Genomic DNA, 17,375 nt, shown 5'->3' with positions numbered 1-17,375 from the left:
CACTGAGTGATTAGGCTTAAATCAATACAAACACTACAAGCTAACGGCGTTTCTATTGGTTATAGTAGTTATAACCGGACACAAAAAAGCCAGCATATGCTGGCTTAATCATTTTTAGTGAGCTTTAAAGCGCCTTGGAAATAGCGTCCACACTCTCTTTAGCATCACCGAAGAGCATCGAGGTGTTCTCTTTAAAGAACAGCGGATTTTGTACACCCGCATAACCTGTATTCATCGAGCGCTTAAATACAATAACATTTTGCGCGTTCCAAACCTCTAGAACTGGCATACCGGCAATAGGACTATTTGGATCTTCAAGAGCTGCAGGGTTAACCGTGTCGTTTGCACCAATAACTAGAACCGTGTCAGTTTCGCTAAAGTCATCGTTGATTTCGTCCATCTCCAGAACGATATCATAAGGTACTTTCGCTTCTGCCAATAGAACGTTCATGTGACCAGGTAAACGACCCGCGACGGGGTGAATACCAAAACGCACTTCCACGCCTTGAGCACGCAATTTTTCAGTGATTTCATGCACTGGATACTGAGCCTGAGCCACTGCCATACCGTATCCAGGAGTAATAATAACTGACTTGCTATTTTTAAGCATATCGGCAACATCTTCAGCCGATGTCTCGCGATGTTCACCTTGCTCTTCATCGCTTGAAATAACCACTTCTTGACCAAATCCGCCGGCAATAACACTAACGAACGAACGGTTCATCGCTTTACACATGATGTAAGAAAGGATGGCACCTGACGAGCCGACCAATGCACCTGTAACGATGAGCAGGTCGTTTGCTAACATGAAACCAGCTGCCGCTGCTGCCCAACCAGAATATGAGTTAAGCATTGAAACGACTACTGGCATATCCGCACCACCAATGGAGGCAACCAAGTGATAACCGAATGCGAAAGCAATTAGTGTCATCACAATTAGAGCAAACATGCTGCCGTCTGCTTTCACGAAGTAGATCATCAGCAAGGTTGAGACAACAATCGCAGCAAGGTTGAGTTTGTGTTTGTGCGGAATATTAAGTGGAGATGATGAAATAACCCCGCGTAATTTACCGAATGCTACTATAGAACCTGTAAAGGTTACTGCACCGATAAACACGCCTAAAAAGACTTCTACCATGTGAATTACATGATGAGCATGAACTTCGGCTTCAGAAAGCATTTCAACGTTAGCGATTGCCGGTGGATCAATATAACTATTGTAACCAACAAGAACAGCCGCTAAACCTACGAAGCTGTGAAGAATTGCTACTAGCTCGGGCATTTCAGTCATTTCTACTTTACGTGCATAGAAAATACCAATCGCCCCACCGATTACCATTGCTACAATAACCCAGCCGAAGCCTTGCGCATCAGGACTGAAAATAGTCGCAATTAACGCGATTGCCATACCAGCGATGCCGTAATAGTTACCAGCACGTGCTGAGGTCTGTTTAGACAGACCCGCTAAACTCATAATGAAAAATAATGCAGCAACAATGTATGCTGCTTGTACTAATCCTGCAGACATGTTGCCTCCTATTTATCTTTACGGAACATTTCAAGCATGCGCTTGGTTACGGTAAAGCCACCAAAAATGTTGATGCTTGCTATTAATACCGCGATAAAGGATAAAAACGTGACAACGCCACTTCCTTGTCCAATTTGAAGAAGTGCACCTACAACGATAATCCCTGAAATCGCGTTAGTTACCGACATGAGTGGTGTATGAAGTGCATGTGTGACGTTCCATACCACGTAATAACCTACTACACACGCCAATACGAAGACTGTAAAGTGAGATAAAAACGCGGCCGGTGCAACAGAAGCAACCCAGCCAAATACACCAACGGCAGCAGCAAGACCCAGCAGCTTTTTCACTGGTGACGTTGGCTCTTCTACTTTTTCCGCAGGTTTAGCTACTTCTACTTTTGCCGGAGCTGGTTGAGCAGACACTTGAATTGGCGGTGCTGGCCATGTGACCTCACCTTCTTTAACTACGGTTACACCGCGAAGTACAACGTCTTCAAAATCGATGTCAATATTGCCATCTTTCTCTTTACAAAGAAGTTTTAGAAGATTGACTAGGTTAGTCGCATAGAGCTGAGAAGATTGAGTTGGAAGGCGGCCTACCATGTCTGTATAACCGATAACTTTAACACCGTTCTCTGTTGTTACCACTTGGTCAGCAACAGTGTATTCGCAGTTACCACCATTCGCTGCAGCTAAATCAACGATAACGCTGCCAGGCTTCATTGCATCAACCATTTCCTTTGTTACCAGCTTTGGAGCTGGTCGACCAGGAATCAATGCCGTGGTAATAATGATATCAACATCTTTAGCTTGCTCCATGTAGAGTTCAGCTGCTTTTTTGTTGAATTCATCTGACATTTCTTTCGCGTAGCCATCACCTGAGCCCGAGTTCTCTTGGTAATCAACTTCCAAGAACTCTGCACCCATCGACTCTACTTGCTCTTTTACTTCTGGACGCACGTCGAATGAACGAACGATTGCGCCAAGACTACCTGCAGCACCTATCGCAGCTAAGCCAGCAACTCCAGCCCCAGCTACCAGCACTTTAGCGGGTGGCACTTTACCAGCAGCGGTAATTTGACCAGTAAAGAAGCGTCCAAATTCATGTGCAGCTTCAACGACGGCTCTATAACCAGCAATATTGGCCATGGAGCTTAATGCATCTAAAGCCTGTGCACGAGAGATTCGCGGTACCGAATCCATAGCCATCACGTTAATGTTCTTACTTGAAAGCTTTTCCATTAACTCTGGATTCTGGGCCGGCCATATAAAGCTCACTAAACTCGCTCCATCTTTAAGGAAAGTAATTTCCTCATCAGTAGGCGCATTTACTTTTAGCACTAAATCCGACTCCCATACTTCCTTTGAAGAAGTGATGGTAGCTCCAGCGGCTTCATAAGCTGAATCGTCAAAACTCGCAAGTAGACCCGCTTGTGATTCTATTGAGACATCAAACCCCAATTTTAGTAACTGCTCAACCGACTTGGGCGTCGCAGCGACTCGCGTTTCTCCCGCGAGAATTTCTTTTGGCACACCAATTTGCATAGCTATTCCTTAACTATTGGCAGAAGTATTGTTCTTTTTTAACCAACCAAGTGCACAACATCAAGCTATTTGTAATAAAAAAACAATATTTCATTACATATAACTGAACGTAATGACTTTTAAACAGGTATCTTTAGTAAAAAAACCACACGAAACCCTCAATATAGAGGTCTTACCAGTGCTATAATACGCTTTCGCAGAGGAATTTCGTGTAGGTAGGTCATATTATGACAATAAATGCTGCAAGCAGATGACCAACATCAATTAAATCAAACAACTAATACTGGTCTTGCCAGAATAAATCTTCATCAATCGACATCAATATATTGGTGGTGGGATTGATTTTAGAAAATACTGTCTCCCATTTGGTCGATGAACATTTGTGCTTTTTTTAACATTAGCTCATTCGCATCAGACTCAGACCCAACCACATCAGAGCGAATAAAACGATGTTCTTTTATTTCATCACCAAATTGCTTTGTAATCCTGCCCGCAATCCTATACTGGCCGCCTTCAGCTAACGCTTCCTGGTAGATTAAAAAACCTTTGTACTCAACTGGCTCAACGATTTTTGGCTCGGCAGCCTTAGAGCTACCAAATAACTTAGAGAAGAATCCCACTTTTTTTCCTCTTTCTATATGGATTGATTCATGTTGTAGGGTTTATAGCGCTTGGTCAACCATTAGCGTTTGGAAAGTGAATCTTGTTTACAATTTGCGTTACTTCTAGCTTCGCTATATAGGCGTTAGGTTTATGAAACTCATTAAACTAATGAAGTGATTTTTCTTGAGTTTGAGAATATGGCGTGAGTTTTGAGCCTTCCATTAACAAATTACTTGGCAAAACATCAAATTACCGTATCCTAAGGTGTTGAACTATAATCTACTGTTAAGTCTCTGAGTCATATCGTTAATGTCGACCTCTTTTGCTAGCTCAAATCTGTTCCGGCTATTTATTCCCCTTATCATGATTGCGGGTATACTCGTAGGCTTAAACCATATCATTGCAGCAACTCAAGCCAACTCCGGCTTTGTTACAAACCTGCCCTATATTTTGTTTGGTACTGCTTTCGCACTAAGCCATAGCTTCAAACAATCGCGCATTGCTATGGTGGCACTTTCAATGTTGTTGGCGTACGGCGTAATTCAATTAAGATTACAAAGTCCTTTATCGACAGGAACGACTCTTCTAGAACTCTCCTTGTTAAGCCTTTTACTACCTGTTGCTTGTTGTCTTGCGTTTCTGTTTCCAGATACCGGTGTATTGAGCAAGGGAATGTACCTTTTCTCTGCGATTGTCATAAGCTTTTTACTATGGAGCTATTTGATATTGAGCCACTTTGCTACTGGTGGTTTTAACCATTTTGACAGTGATCTGCTCTTGGCCATTCCTGAAATTTCGCGTTTACCTTTGGTTTTAGTTTTGTATAGCCTTGCTATAACCGGTGCAACGGGTATTTTCTTATTAAATTACAATCGACCGATTGATGCTGTTGTTTATACCAGTATCTTGCTTGCGAGCAGCACATTCATTTTCTTTCATGTACCGCATATGTCGAGCACTCTGTTTTCTTTAGCGGGTGTTTTAGTCATTATTTATGTTATTTCCGCCAGCCATCAAATGGCATTTAACGATCGACTAACCAACATTCCTGGTCGTCGTGCTTTAGAAATGGACATGAAGCATTTGGGCAGAAAGTTCACTGTTGCGATGCTGGATGTCGATCACTTTAAAAAATTTAATGATACCTACGGTCACGATACAGGTGATGATGTATTGAAACTGGTTGCTTCACGAATGTTATCTGTTGGCGGGAACGCACGAGTCTATCGATATGGTGGCGAAGAATTTACGATTCTGTTTAAGGGTAAAACAGCCAAGGACAGTAAAGTCTATCTTGATGAATTGAGAGAGAAGATAGCGGATTATGAAATGGTGATTAGAAATAACGCCGAACGCCCGAATGACAACAAAAAAGGCGCAAAACAACGTAGTGCGAGCAACAAAGGTTCAACAGTAAGTATCACTGTAAGTATTGGTGCAGCAGACAGCAAAAGCACAAAAAAACCAGAAGAAGTTTTAAAGAAAGCAGATAAAGCGTTATATAGCGCCAAAGAAAAGGGACGCAACCAAGTTCAGTGCACCCGCTGATACTGTCCTACGTGAATTAATCTTGGTTGAAAAACAGGACTATGCTACCCCCTTTGAGGTCACTTCCATAGTTAATACTTAATCCAATCCCGATATTATCAACAAACTCAATCTTAAACGGAGGTGTCATTAGCCAACCGACCGTACCTTCGTAGTAATGAGGAGTTCCAAGCATACCGACAGTATCCCCTCCAATATCGACTCGCCTAAGACTTGTGTAAATAGTCTGAACTGAACGCCCCCAATCAGTTACATCATAAAATAATTTGGCTTCATTGGACCAATACCAGCCTTCAGGCGTTCCCACATCCCCATCATTTGCTTTTCCCCAACCTACCCCTGAGAAATAGTTGAAGGTTGAATTAAACTTCACTTCCCCCCACGGTTTGTATTTGTGGTAATTGAAGCCGACTTTAGGTTGCAAACTAGCTGCCCACGCAGACGTATTGACGACTTTGCCATCTAGGAACGGCTGAAGTAATTTTGAATAAGGAGATTGAAAATCATAATCACTGTGCAGATATTGAAGGTGTGCTCCTATGCCTGTCTCAAACGTCCAGTGTTTAGAGAACTGTATTTCTTGTTCATAGCCTGTAAACGCACCTAAAACATATTTGGTATGGCTATCTGGTGCATCTACGATTTGGTCTTGAATTCTGAGCGCTGAAAACCTAAGTGTTAGCCTCTGTTGGAAACTGTCATCATCATTTAACGAAAAGGTAAGCGGTAACGCAGAGACAGCAATGTTTTTGCGTCGATCAAGCGCCTCTTGCGAGCCAATTTCGTCGTTATCAATATTGAGTACTGAGCTTGGATCAAAGTCTTTGAACCCTAATGTAAGAGCATCACTGTCTGTGAGAATGATAGCTGCTGCGAAATCTTCTTCAAACAAATCACGGAATTCAGGCTCAGCTGCGCTGTGAGAAGATAAAGTTGTAAAACACATCAAAGAAACGAAACGAGCCTTGGACACAGCTTTCTACCCATTGTGGAAATATCTTAATAATAGCCCCACTTTGAATAATTGTGGGTAACAGTATGTAATTTAGGAAGTTATCTAGTGGAACAACATAAAAAAGCTCCTCATAAAATGAGGAGCTCATAACGTAAATTTTACGCCAGACTCACGAGGTTGTACTAATGATATCGCCTTCAATTTGGGAAACGTACCTGTTTCGACCGGTTCGTTTTGCTTGATAAAGCAGTTTGTCAGCACTTTCATACAGCTCGTTGATGGTCTCAGTCCCAGTTGGAACCAAACTAAATACACCAAGTGACAATGTCACTCTGTCCGTGGTGTGAGAGAACTGGTGGGGAATGTTTAACTGAGAGATCCCTTCTCTGACTCTAGCTGCATTCTCTTCTGCTTCACGAATATCACATTTACTAAGTAAAATAACAAATTCTTCGCCGCCATATCGGCCGACATATTCACCACTACGAATAAACATCACATCGAGAAATTGAGCAATGTTGATTAAACATTGATCACCTTCAGTATGGCCATAATTATCGTTGAACGCCTTAAAGTGATCGACGTCCATCAAAATAACCGAGAGAGCCATCTGATGACGACCGTGCCATTGAATAAGTTCTGTGAGTTTTTCGTCCATATAACGGCGGTTAAATAGTTTAGTCAGCCCATCTTCATTTGCTTGGTGTTGCAGTGCCCTGTTAGCTTCTTGTAGTTGTGCACTTGCTTGTTTAAGTTCACGACGCATATGAGCTATACGTTGCATAGCAACAAGTTTGGATTGTAGCACTATCTTATTAACTGGCTTAACTAAGTAATCATCACCACCCGCTCTGATAGCCTTTGCAATCATTTCAGGTTCATCATGACTACTCAGAAAAATAATCGGAATCCAGTCTGCTTGATAGCGTTCACGTATTTCCGCAGCCACTTGAAAACCATCCATTTCAGGCATTGATATATCTAGTAGTACAAGCTCTGGATCGAACGATGGGTATAAGGCTAACGCCTCTCTTCCGCTCGCGGCGACTTCTACTACATGACCAAGTTGTTTAAGTCGAATTTGAAGCTGCATCCGTTCTAGTTGCGCATCATCTACGAGAAGAATTCTCATTGAAGAATCCATGGGTGTCATAAGCCTTCCTGTAATTGCACGCCAACCCTAATGAGTCAGATATAACACATATTAGGACAATATTCATCCAGTCCCACTTTAATCAGAGTTTTAACGTATTGATAAGGTTGATTTGTCCAATATCGGGAGGATTTTTACTGAGACTTCGATTATTATTGACTTTTACATCGCTTCTCCTAGGATAGGCGCAATTTTACACACTGAGATAGTAGTATGTCTGAGACACAAAATAACGAAGCAACCAAAGTTGACTTAGAGTTGGTATCCCCAGAATTACGTCAAGTAATCACGTTTGATGACGTGCCTGAAGAATTGCATAACATGGTGGTTTCCATTCACGAGGTGACTGAAGAAGCTGTGCGTGAAGCTTGGGACACATTACCTGCCAGTGCACAAAATATCCTTGATAACTTTGAGCAGTTCCATGCTTTGATTTCAGTTAGTCAAGCATTTGCGGGCGTCAGCACAATGGAAGAATTCACAACGATGGATTTCCCTGCCGACATGACTGACGAAGAGAAAGAAGACTATCGAGCTCAACTGCTGGATAAAGTCTTAAGCAACTGTATTCGTGATATGGTTAAGCAGATTAAGAAAGCGCGTCGTGATGCTATTCTGAAGCGTGATTTTAAAGAAGTATTTGAGAAATAAAGTACTTTGTTCTCGTTTAAAAGGTCGCGAATTTGCGACCTTTTCTATATTTGCGGTTCAATCGCCACATCTCTTTGAGAGACACTGACACCTTTTATTTGAGCATACACTTTCTGGCCTACTTCTAGCGCAAGGTCATCAATAGCCCACTGAGTAACTGTTGCTATCAATTTTTGTTGATTTGTCAGTGAGAGAATGACTTCCACACTCTGCCTTGATGTGCCTTTGCGTCCTAGATGAATAGCTTCTACCGTACAAGATAAAATATTACGGATCGATGTTTTACTTGGGCGTTCCAGCGCAATGGATACATCACTTGCTCTTACTCTCAATCGAACATGTTCACCTATCACGCCTTCTGTGTGTTGAACCCATAAATAATGCTGTTCAGTTAGGGCTACTTTCGTAAGCCCGTAATAACTGTTTTGCTCCAGAATCTCTCCCTTAAACAAGGAACTCCTATCTGAAAATGATTGCCACGACTGCATAATCGGTGAACTCCAAACGTTCTCAATGGTATCACTCTCCACAACTTTGCCATCTTCGATGACTACTAGATGCTGAGCAAGACGAAGAATTTCATTCAAACTATGAGTGACATAGAGAATTGGAATATCAATAGAGTGGGATAGTTTCTCTAAAAACGGCATTAGTTCACGTTTACGTGAAATATCCAATGACGCTAATGGCTCATCCATTAACAAAATTTGTGGTTTACTTAGGAGTGCTCTTCCGATTGCAACACGCTGTTTCTCTCCTCCTGACAGGCTGCTTGGATAACGATTTAGTAAATCCCCAATAGCTAAAAGCCCAACAATTTCATTGAAATACGCTGGGTCGCCACCCGTGACGCCGTAACGCAAATTGCGACTGACAGTCATATGGGGAAATAATCTTGCGTCTTGGAACACGTAACCCACTTGCCTACTTTCAATCGCTACATCAAGTTTTAAGGTAGAGTCGAACAAAACGCGATCTGCGACTTCAATTAGCCCAGAATCTGGTGTTACCAAGCCGCTGACCAAATTAATCAACGTCGTTTTTCCTGCTCCAGAGCGTCCAAATATGGCCGTAATACCTTTCGCTGGTAGCTGTGTTTTTAAGTGAAAGCTTCTATCAGAGAAGTTCTTTTTTACGTCGAGACTTATTCTATTCATTTCGCTACACCCAATCGTTTACTCATCCAACGATTTAGTCCTTCTGCAAAATAGAGGGATGCAAGAGAAATAACAATCGAGATAATACATAGCCTCATCGCCGCATCTTCCGCACCAGGGGTCTCTAAGAAGTTGTACATAGCGAGTGGAATAGTTTGTGTTTCACCAGGAATATTCGACACAAAACTTATCGTAGCCCCAAACTCTCCCAAACTTCGGGCAAATGAGAGCATAGTTCCGCTAATCACTCCTGGAATAACGAGAGGCAAAGTGATGGTAAAGAAAACCTTTAATTGCGTAGCACCAAGCGTACGCGCAGCTTGCTCTAGTTTTTGATCGACGCTGTCCATTGAGAGGCGAATAGAGCGAACCATTAGTGGGAGCGATACAATGATGCAAGCTACAACCGCTCCCCGCCAACTAAAGCTGAAACTAATGCCTGTAAGGTCATAAATGAACTTTCCTATAACGCCCTGTCTGCCCATAGAAATCAGTAATAGATAGCCAATAACCACAGGAGGAAGTACGAGAGGAAGATGAATCAAACTATCGAGAATACTCTTGCCGTAAAACTCTTTCTTACTTAGGATCCACGCTAAAAAAACACCTATCGGTATCAGCCAAACTATAGCTACACCAGCTACTTTCAGGCTTAACTGTAATGCTTGAATTTCGTAGTCTGTTAACATGCTTATTGGTTACCATCCAATGGCGAAAATCCGTATTTGGCCAAGATTTGCTGGCCTGATTGAGACTGAATAAACTCTACAAACTCTTGGGTCTCGTGGCGAGAATTCAATTTAACTAGCGGGTAAATAATAGGATCATGGGTCGTGTCAGGAAAAGCGCCGATTACATCAACAGAATCGCTTGCCATCGCATCAGTTTTATAGACGATCCCCAATGGAGCCTCATTTCTCTCAACCAAAGCTAATACTTGTCTAACATTATTAACTGGCGCTAAATGAGAACGTACAGACGCCCAAACATTTAAAGATTCAAGCGATTGTTTGGCATAGATACCAGCGGGTACAGAGGACACACTCCCTATCGCCAAACGTTCACCATTTAACCATTGGTCCCAACTCTTCGCAGAATCGAACACAAACGCACTTTTATGTGTTACGGCGTTATTTTTGATTAACACCAGCCGATTTTGTGCAATGTTGGATACATTTTCTGCTTCGACTGTCCCTTTCTTTATTAAATAGTCCACCCATTTAACGTTAGCAGAAATGAAAAGATCCGCTGGAGCGCCCTGATAAATCTGACGTGCTATAGAAGAAGAACCACCATAAACCTTTACTACATCAACATTTGATTGCTGATTAAACTCACTGGCTAATTCATCAACGGCATTCGTCATAGAAGACGCAGCGTATATATTAAGCGTTGCCGCCAATGTTACTGGTGACAGTGTAACTAAAGGTAAAATTAATAACTTTTTCATCAGTTTGTGAAACCCAAGTCTGGCCAGAGTTGTTGAAGGTCTAGGTGGTTTTCGAGAGCATCCGCTATCGTATCCAGCGCTTGTTCCTTTTCATCGTTAATCGAATAACTAGAAACAGACTCTCCGTTTACCCAGCGCACCAATAAAGATACAAATTCGGAAGAGTCCAGTATGCCATGAAGGTAGGTTCCAATTACTTGATTATCCTCACTAATCGCACCATCTTTCGTGCCAATACTGAGTTCAATAAGTGGCTGGCTTGAAACCTTGCTTTGTCCCGCATGTATTTCATAACCAGAAACGCTTACGCTTGTACCTTCAAGAGATAACACACCTGTGACATTGGTTAGCTGTTTCTCTGGGAGTAGTTCAGTGTCGACATCAAGTAAGGCTAAACCATCACTAGTTCCGATTTTTCCTTCGATACCGAGTGAATCGGTAATGTGCTTGCCTAATATTTGAAATCCACCACAGATTCCCATCACCTTTCCGCCAAATCGTAGATGTCGATAGATATCCTTATCCCACCCCTGCTCTCTCAGATAGCTAAGGTCATCTCTAACAGATTTCGTGCCCGGAAGAATAATCAAATCAGCATTATCGATTCGCTCTCCCTTACCAACGTATCGAAAGTCTATTTCAGGATGTAATCGGAGAGCGTCAAAATCGGTGTGATTACTAATACGAGTAAGTATGGGAACCACGACCTTTAGTTTAGTTGTTTCGGCGGTCACGTACTCCGCAGTGATGGCGTCTTCTGCTTCGATATTAAGGCCATGTATAAAAGGGATTACGCCAATTACTGGCTTCCCTGTTTTTTGTTCTAACCATTCTAGCCCTGGCTCTAGCAATGATATGTCACCCCGAAAGCGATTAATAACAAAACCAACGACTCGATTCTGTTCACTCTCAGATAGCAATGCTAATGTACCGTATAAATGAGCGAATACTCCTCCACGGTCGATGTCTGCCACAATGATAACCGGAACATCGGCTTCTTCAGCAAAACCCATATTGGCAATATCGTTTTGTCTAAGATTAATCTCTGCGGGGCTTCCTGCACCTTCGATCATGATGGCGTCGAAGTGATTGCCTAGTTTAGAGAAAGAATCAAGGACATAAGGCATAGCCACTTTTTTGTAGTCGTGGAAGCCAACAGCATCCATATTAGCAAAAGCTTTGCCTTGAATAATGATTTGAGCACCAGTATCTGAATTGGGTTTAATCAGAACCGGATTCATGTCAACTGTTGCGTCAACACGAGCAGCTTGCGCTTGAACAGCTTGCGCACGGCCTATTTCGCCGCCATCTTTCGTGACGGCACTGTTCAATGCCATGTTTTGTGGCTTGAATGGGGCAACACTGATCCCTTTCCGCGCTAAGACCCGGCATAATCCTGCCACCAAGACGCTTTTACCTGCGTCTGAAGTTGTTCCTTGAACCATTAGAGCTTGTGAAGTGCGACGCATATATTCTCAAATTGCTATGAAGTCTTTGGTAAGTTTACCTTTTTTACTCCTCAGACCCAACCGACAGCCTAAAAAACTGCAGTGAATGGAAAATGAATGCCGCACTCAGCAATGGTTAAGCTTAACTACGTTTTAATAGTAATCGACAACTAAAGAGACACTCTAAAAGGAACCAAGTTATGAAAAAAACGGTATTGACTCTAGCAGCGGCACTAATTCTTACTCCAACTCTTGTGTTAGCAAAAGACGGTGGGCACCATGATTCTAAATCGCCTAGCGTCGTATATACAGGGCCGGTTGAAACGATTTCTGTAACCGAGCTATTAACTGATACCAGTATGTTTACTGAGAAAAACGTTATTGTTGATGGCTATTTAGTTCGTCAAGTTCGGGACGATAAGTTTATTTTCAGTGACGGTGATGCTGAAATTCAAGTAGATATGGACGATGCGCGATTAACTACACCTATTAATAATGAAACTAAAGTAAGAATTTTCGGAGAGTACGAAGGTGGAAATACACCAGAAATTGAGGTTGACCACATTCAAATAATGTAAAGAAAAGTTCGACTTAGTCAAAAATGGTCTGTATTTTGCAGACCATTTTTCTATATACTGGACAAACTCATTTTTAGAGACTATGTCGACATCAATTCATCACGGAGTTCTCATGCTAGGTAAAGCAAGCCGTACTGCCCTATTATCATTGGCAGTCGCCGCCCCTTCGTTGGTTTACGCTAACAACTTCAACTACAATGCTTTTCAAGTTCGCTTAGGCGCCGATCCTGGTACTGTTGGAGCTGAATTTACTACGTTTTTCACAGAAAACACCCACTTTATACTTCGTGGCGACAGTCGATTTGAAGGTGATTGGGACGTGGCTGGTGGTATTGGTTTTAACGGACCAGCGGGTCAATTCGCAGATGTGTATGGACAATTACTAGTTCATAACATAAAAACAAAGAGCCACGATAAGTGGAATACAGACTTCGCATCTGAGTTTAATATCGGCTCTCGTATTTGGTTCCTTCAAAATGTGGAAGGTGATGCTCGAATTGGTATGCTTAACGGGCATGATGACACTAAATTCATTTGGAAAGTGGGCGCACGTTTCCATTCAACAGACGTGCTTTCACTCGGTGCCGCCATATTTGACAACGGAACCTACGGAAACCAAGTCGAAATGTCTGTTGCATTTAACTTCTAGCTTCTAGCTTCTAGCTTCTAGCTTCTTATATAGAAAAATGGCTTTCCGATTGGAAAGCCATTTTTTATTACCCGTTACTTGGATTATTTATTGCTTGGTTTAGGTTGGACGTATTTACGACTCACATCCACAAGAGCAATATCTCTAAAGAAACTACGACCTAATAACACTGGGTATTTGAGATGCGTACGGTCAGCCAAAGTAAACTCAGTCTTGCTAGTCATATCACCAATCTTAATGACGGATACAATAACTGGGCGTTTATCGCTTTCTTCGGAACTAGATTGTTTTACTTTCACCCAACGTTCAACTGGCATACTCATCTCTTTAGACTCTACACCACTATGCTTTACCTTGAACTTAACCCACTCTTTACCATCACGTTCAAATGGAACGATATCGACGGCACTCAGTGACGATGTGGTAGCCCCAGTGTCTATTCGAGCTTTAGTCGTAACTTTCATATCAACTAAACGAACATATTCTTGCTCACCTAGTATCAGTTTACCCTCTTCATTTTTCACTGGCGCAGGCTTAACGACTGGCTTTTCTGGTTTAGCCTCAGGTTTCTCTGCGGGTTTTGTCTCTTTCTCTGGTTGTGCTTTCTGAGTATCACTTTCTGTTTTTGTGCTCTCAGTTTCAGTTGCACTTTTTTCGGTTTCTTTTTCTGATTTTGCAGCTTCAGTGTCTTGCTTAGGCTGTTCAACTTGTGGTGGAGTCACTGGCTCAGTTGGTGTAGTAGAACAAGCTACTAAGCCACCACTTAACATCAGTGGTAAAATCACTTTCCACGGTTTCATTCATTCACCTTTATTAATTCTATTTCTGTGACGTGCAAAAATGCTCATCGATTATTGACTGACAGCAATCAGCGCATTGGCTACATAGGGCAGTTGCGACTCAGATAAGCCAGCGATGTTAATTCGCCCATCGTCTACACCGTAAATAGCAAAGTCATTACGCAAACGCTGCATTTGCTCTGGTGTAAATCCTAGCACAGTAAACATGCCTTTGTGAGACATGATAAAGTCAAATTGATCAGATGAATGAGTATTTTTCAATTCTTTACAAAGGCCATCACGCAATGCAACTAATCGTTGTTGCATTTCAGTCAGTTCCGTTGACCACATGTTGGTTAAGTATTCATCGGCCAAGATGGTTTTGACCAATGCTGCACCATGGTCCGGTGGCATTGTGTACGTCGCTCGAGCTAGTGTAAGCAGTTTACCTTTCGCGTTCGCAGCCTCAGTCGCATTTTTACCAATGACGATCGCTGCTCCAGTGCGTTCACGATATAGCCCGAAGTTCTTAGAACATGAAGTAGTAAGGAGCATTTCTTCAACATTTTCAGCCATATATCGAAGACCATATGCATCTTGCTCTAAGCCGTCACCGAAGCCTTGATAAGCGACATCAACAAATGGTACAAAACCATTTTTCACGCTTAGCTCTGTGATGGTTTTCCAATCTTCTAACGATATATCAGCGCCAGTTGGATTGTGACAACATCCATGAAGCAATACGACGTCGCCTTGTCCTGCTTGAGCAATATCAGATAGCATTAAATCACGGTCAACCTGTTTAGTTGTTGGGTCAAAGTAGCGATAATACTTAACCTGTAGACCCGCGGCTTCCATTACTGGTTTATGGTTGACATAGCTTGGGTTCGAAAGCCAAACCGTTGTCCCTGGCTGAGCAACATTTAGTAAATCTCCCAACATACGCAAACCACCACTCGCGCCCGGAGTTTGAATGACGGACATACGGTCATAAATAGGTGTTTCACCAAACACGACTTTAGCAATACTTTGGTTAAACTCTTCACACCCAGCAAGACCAACATAAGCTTTAGTCTGTTGTTCCGTAGTGACAATGCGCTGAGCTTCAGCAATGGCTTTCATTATTGGAGTTTGCCCGTCACTGTTACGATAAACGCCAATGCCTAAATCAACTTTGTCGGCACGTTCATCATTTCTAAAAGCAACGGATAAGGAAAGAATAGGATCGAGCACAGGCTCGGGTAATTGAGAGAACATGAAAGTCACAACCCTTTGAAATTCAAGTAGTGGCATCACGTTAGCATTAGATTAAAAATATTGAAATAGTTTTGTTATAAACAGGATTAATTCGGAGTGTACATAGTAAAGGGAGCATTGCGCTCCCTCTTTTATATTAAAACTGTTTGAATCGATGAATCACTTGATTCGAACTGCCCCGCCATTCTAACTCTGGGTCAGCCAACTCTTTTTCGAATTTGCCATCGACAAGCACGTCAACTAGGTCAATCACTTGTTGTTGCTCAGGGGACAGCTCCTGTAACAAATAACCGCTCCAAAGCCAGATATCTTTATCGGGACATTCACGCCTTACTCGTTCCACCAGCTGTAGTATACGGTTTACATTAGAGGGGTGTAACGGGTCCCCTCCAGATAACGATAAACCTCTCTTCTTAATACGAGTATCGTTTAGATCCGCAATGATCCGATCTTCCATCTCATCGGTAAAGCTATGTCCTGAACGCAAAGACCATGTCGCTTGGTTATAGCAGCCTCGACATTGGTGAACGCAACCCGAAACAAAGAGAGTACAACGCGTACCAGGTCCATTGACTACGTCGATAGGATGATACTGATGATAATTCATATATTGACTCTCTTGGTTCTTAGCAATTGATATTAAAGGTGTTTAACGCGACGTTTAACTTCTTCTTGTTTACCAAAGTTAAATGGGCGCGCATCTGGACTACCTAAATAACCGCATACACGACGCGTTACAGATACTCGAGTAGAGTCGTGGTTACCACATTTAGGGCAAGTGAAGCCTTTGCTAGTGCAGTCAAACTCTCCCATGTAGCCACACTCATAACACTCGTCAATTGGTGTATTCGTACCATAGTAAGGAACGCGCGTGTAACTGTAGTCCCATACATTCTCTAATGCTTCAATGTTACGCTGCATATTTGGGAATTCGCCGTAACAAATGAAACCACCAGAGGAGATTTCTGGGTAAGGCATTTCAAAGTCAATCTTGTCGTATGGATTAACTTTCTTTTGCACGTCCAAGTGGAAGCTATTGGTGTAGTAGCCTTTGTCTGTCACCCCTTCGATGATCCCAAATTCTTTAGTATCAATTTGGCAGAAACGACTACATAGGTTTTCACTTGGCGTACCGTACAAGCTAAATGCGTAGCCGGTTTCTTCAGCCCATTGGTTTACCACTTGCTTCATGTGCTTGATAACATCAAGCGCCATGTCGCGCATAGTATTGTCATCGTACATATGAACGTCATTACCAAATAGAGCCGTAACCATCTCATGAATACCAATGTAACCAAGAGAAATTGAAGCACGACCATTCTTAAAAATTGGTGCGATAGAGTCGTCTGCTTTTAGACGTACACCACATGCGCCTTCCATATAAAGGATTGGGGCAACACGAGCCTTAACTTTCTCTAGACGACTAATACGTGTTTCAAGAGCTTTACGCGCCAGCACTAAACGGTCGTTTAATAACTCATAAAACTTCTCAACACTACCATTGGCTTTGATAGCAATGCGAGGAAGGTTCAAGCTCACAACACCAAGGTTATTGCGCCCTTCATGTTGAAGTTCACCGTTTTCTTCGTATGTACCAAGGAAACTACGACAACCCATTGGCGTTTTAAATGACCCCGTTACTTCAACCACTTTATCGTAGTTTAAAATATCTGGGTACATACGCTTAGACGCACACTCTAACGCTAGCTGTTTAACATCGTAGTTTGGATCTTCAGACTTATGATTTAAGCCATCTTTGATTGCAAACACCAATTTAGGGAATACTGCTGTTTTGCTGTTTTTGCCAAGACCAGCGATTCGATTCTTCAGAATCGACTGTTGGATAAGTTTTGACTCCCAACTCGTACCAAGTCCAAAGCCGAAAGTAACAAATGGTGTTTGACCATTATGTATTATAGCAATCAGCTCTCACGGATTTAATACAAAAATCATTTAGTTGATCTTTATATTACAGTGAGTTAACGTTATATACATACAAGTTTAAGGGTTATATATACTCTCATGAAATTAAAGAATCTTACATACGAAACTAAACATCAAAAGTCTTTTGT

The 17,375-nt window shown here is 42.1% G+C and carries 16 protein-coding genes and 1 pseudogene; 4 read left to right on the top strand and 13 right to left on the bottom strand.

Annotation, left to right across the window (positions count from 1 at the left end):
* Positions 1 to 124: 124 nt before the first annotated feature.
* The 3 genes from pntB to L2W36_RS14770 form a co-directional block, all read right to left on the bottom strand.
* Positions 125 to 1,528: a Re/Si-specific NAD(P)(+) transhydrogenase subunit beta gene (gene pntB / locus L2W36_RS14780; RefSeq protein ID WP_006072736.1), complete on the bottom strand. Its 1,404-nt coding sequence runs from the start codon at positions 1,526 to 1,528 to the stop codon at positions 125 to 127.
* A gap of 8 nt (positions 1,529 to 1,536) precedes the next feature.
* Entirely contained in the window at positions 1,537 to 3,075 is a 1,539-nt protein-coding gene (pntA, locus tag L2W36_RS14775; RefSeq protein ID WP_006072738.1) for a Re/Si-specific NAD(P)(+) transhydrogenase subunit alpha, read from the bottom strand.
* A 344-nt stretch (positions 3,076 to 3,419) separates the two neighbouring features.
* Positions 3,420 to 3,695: an HlyU family transcriptional regulator gene (locus L2W36_RS14770; protein ID WP_006072740.1), complete on the bottom strand. Its 276-nt coding sequence runs from the start codon at positions 3,693 to 3,695 to the stop codon at positions 3,420 to 3,422.
* Positions 3,696 to 3,987: 292 nt separating this feature from the next.
* Here L2W36_RS14770 and L2W36_RS14765 point away from each other — a divergent pair, with 292 nt between their 5' ends.
* The gene (locus L2W36_RS14765) at positions 3,988 to 5,226 is read left to right on the top strand and encodes a GGDEF domain-containing protein (protein WP_236110420.1); all 1,239 of its coding nucleotides are present in this window, start codon (positions 3,988 to 3,990) and stop codon (positions 5,224 to 5,226) included.
* A gap of 16 nt (positions 5,227 to 5,242) precedes the next feature.
* Here L2W36_RS14765 and L2W36_RS14760 read toward each other — a convergent pair whose 3' ends face one another.
* Complete coding sequence (locus L2W36_RS14760; RefSeq protein ID WP_236110419.1) at positions 5,243 to 6,199, bottom strand: Solitary outer membrane autotransporter beta-barrel domain; 957 nt, start codon at positions 6,197 to 6,199, stop codon at positions 5,243 to 5,245.
* Between the two features lie 151 nt (positions 6,200 to 6,350).
* Positions 6,351 to 7,313 (bottom strand): GGDEF domain-containing protein, encoded by a 963-nt coding sequence (locus L2W36_RS14755; RefSeq protein ID WP_236110418.1) that lies wholly within the window; start codon positions 7,311 to 7,313, stop codon positions 6,351 to 6,353.
* A gap of 234 nt (positions 7,314 to 7,547) precedes the next feature.
* Here L2W36_RS14755 and L2W36_RS14750 point away from each other — a divergent pair, with 234 nt between their 5' ends.
* Entirely contained in the window at positions 7,548 to 7,985 is a 438-nt protein-coding gene (locus tag L2W36_RS14750; protein WP_006072747.1) for a DUF3069 domain-containing protein, read from the top strand.
* 44 nt (positions 7,986 to 8,029) lie between these two features.
* Here L2W36_RS14750 and modC read toward each other — a convergent pair whose 3' ends face one another.
* The 4 genes from modC to L2W36_RS14730 are packed head-to-tail and all read right to left on the bottom strand — an operon-like array spanning position 8,030 to position 12,061.
* Positions 8,030 to 9,142: a molybdenum ABC transporter ATP-binding protein ModC gene (gene modC / locus L2W36_RS14745; RefSeq protein ID WP_236110417.1), complete on the bottom strand. Its 1,113-nt coding sequence runs from the start codon at positions 9,140 to 9,142 to the stop codon at positions 8,030 to 8,032.
* Positions 9,139 to 9,831, bottom strand: a complete 693-nt coding sequence (gene modB, locus L2W36_RS14740; protein WP_236110416.1) for a molybdate ABC transporter permease subunit — start codon at positions 9,829 to 9,831, stop codon at positions 9,139 to 9,141. The genes modC and modB overlap by 4 nt, the downstream gene beginning before the upstream one ends.
* Before the next feature lie 2 nt (positions 9,832 to 9,833).
* Entirely contained in the window at positions 9,834 to 10,592 is a 759-nt protein-coding gene (modA, locus tag L2W36_RS14735) for a molybdate ABC transporter substrate-binding protein (protein WP_236110415.1), read from the bottom strand.
* The gene (locus tag L2W36_RS14730; RefSeq protein WP_236110414.1) at positions 10,592 to 12,061 is read right to left on the bottom strand and encodes a cobyric acid synthase; all 1,470 of its coding nucleotides are present in this window, start codon (positions 12,059 to 12,061) and stop codon (positions 10,592 to 10,594) included. The genes modA and L2W36_RS14730 overlap by 1 nt, the downstream gene beginning before the upstream one ends.
* A gap of 179 nt (positions 12,062 to 12,240) precedes the next feature.
* Here L2W36_RS14730 and L2W36_RS14725 point away from each other — a divergent pair, with 179 nt between their 5' ends.
* Together L2W36_RS14725 and L2W36_RS14720 are read left to right on the top strand one after the other, a co-directional pair.
* Positions 12,241 to 12,618 (top strand): YgiW/YdeI family stress tolerance OB fold protein, encoded by a 378-nt coding sequence (locus L2W36_RS14725; RefSeq protein ID WP_031496370.1) that lies wholly within the window; start codon positions 12,241 to 12,243, stop codon positions 12,616 to 12,618.
* Between the two features lie 112 nt (positions 12,619 to 12,730).
* Positions 12,731 to 13,267, top strand: a complete 537-nt coding sequence (locus tag L2W36_RS14720) for a hypothetical protein (RefSeq protein WP_006072758.1) — start codon at positions 12,731 to 12,733, stop codon at positions 13,265 to 13,267.
* An 83-nt stretch (positions 13,268 to 13,350) separates the two neighbouring features.
* Here the strand turns inward: L2W36_RS14720 and L2W36_RS14715 are convergent, their stop codons facing one another.
* The 4 genes and pseudogenes from L2W36_RS14715 to nrdD all read right to left on the bottom strand — a co-directional run.
* Positions 13,351 to 14,067 carry an ATP-dependent zinc protease family protein gene (locus L2W36_RS14715; protein WP_236110413.1) on the bottom strand — a complete coding sequence of 239 codons (717 nt, stop codon included), beginning with the start codon at positions 14,065 to 14,067 and terminating at the stop codon, positions 13,351 to 13,353.
* A 51-nt stretch (positions 14,068 to 14,118) separates the two neighbouring features.
* On the bottom strand, positions 14,119 to 15,303 hold the full coding sequence (locus L2W36_RS14710) for an amino acid aminotransferase (RefSeq protein WP_236110412.1): 1,185 nt from the start codon (positions 15,301 to 15,303) through the stop codon (positions 14,119 to 14,121).
* A 136-nt stretch (positions 15,304 to 15,439) separates the two neighbouring features.
* Entirely contained in the window at positions 15,440 to 15,910 is a 471-nt protein-coding gene (nrdG, locus tag L2W36_RS14705; RefSeq protein WP_236110411.1) for an anaerobic ribonucleoside-triphosphate reductase-activating protein, read from the bottom strand.
* 32 nt (positions 15,911 to 15,942) lie between these two features.
* Positions 15,943 to 17,211 (bottom strand): annotated as a pseudogene (gene nrdD / locus L2W36_RS14700) (anaerobic ribonucleoside-triphosphate reductase); the annotation flags it as partial.
* Between the last annotated feature and the right edge of the window lie 164 nt (positions 17,212 to 17,375).

It is taken from the genome of Vibrio sp. McD22-P3, from assembly GCF_021568915.1.
GTDB classification, from domain to species: Bacteria; Pseudomonadota; Gammaproteobacteria; order Enterobacterales; family Vibrionaceae; genus Vibrio; species Vibrio mediterranei.
The sequence above is the reverse complement of the archived record's forward strand: the minus strand, read 5'-3'. Positions and strand labels throughout refer to the sequence as shown.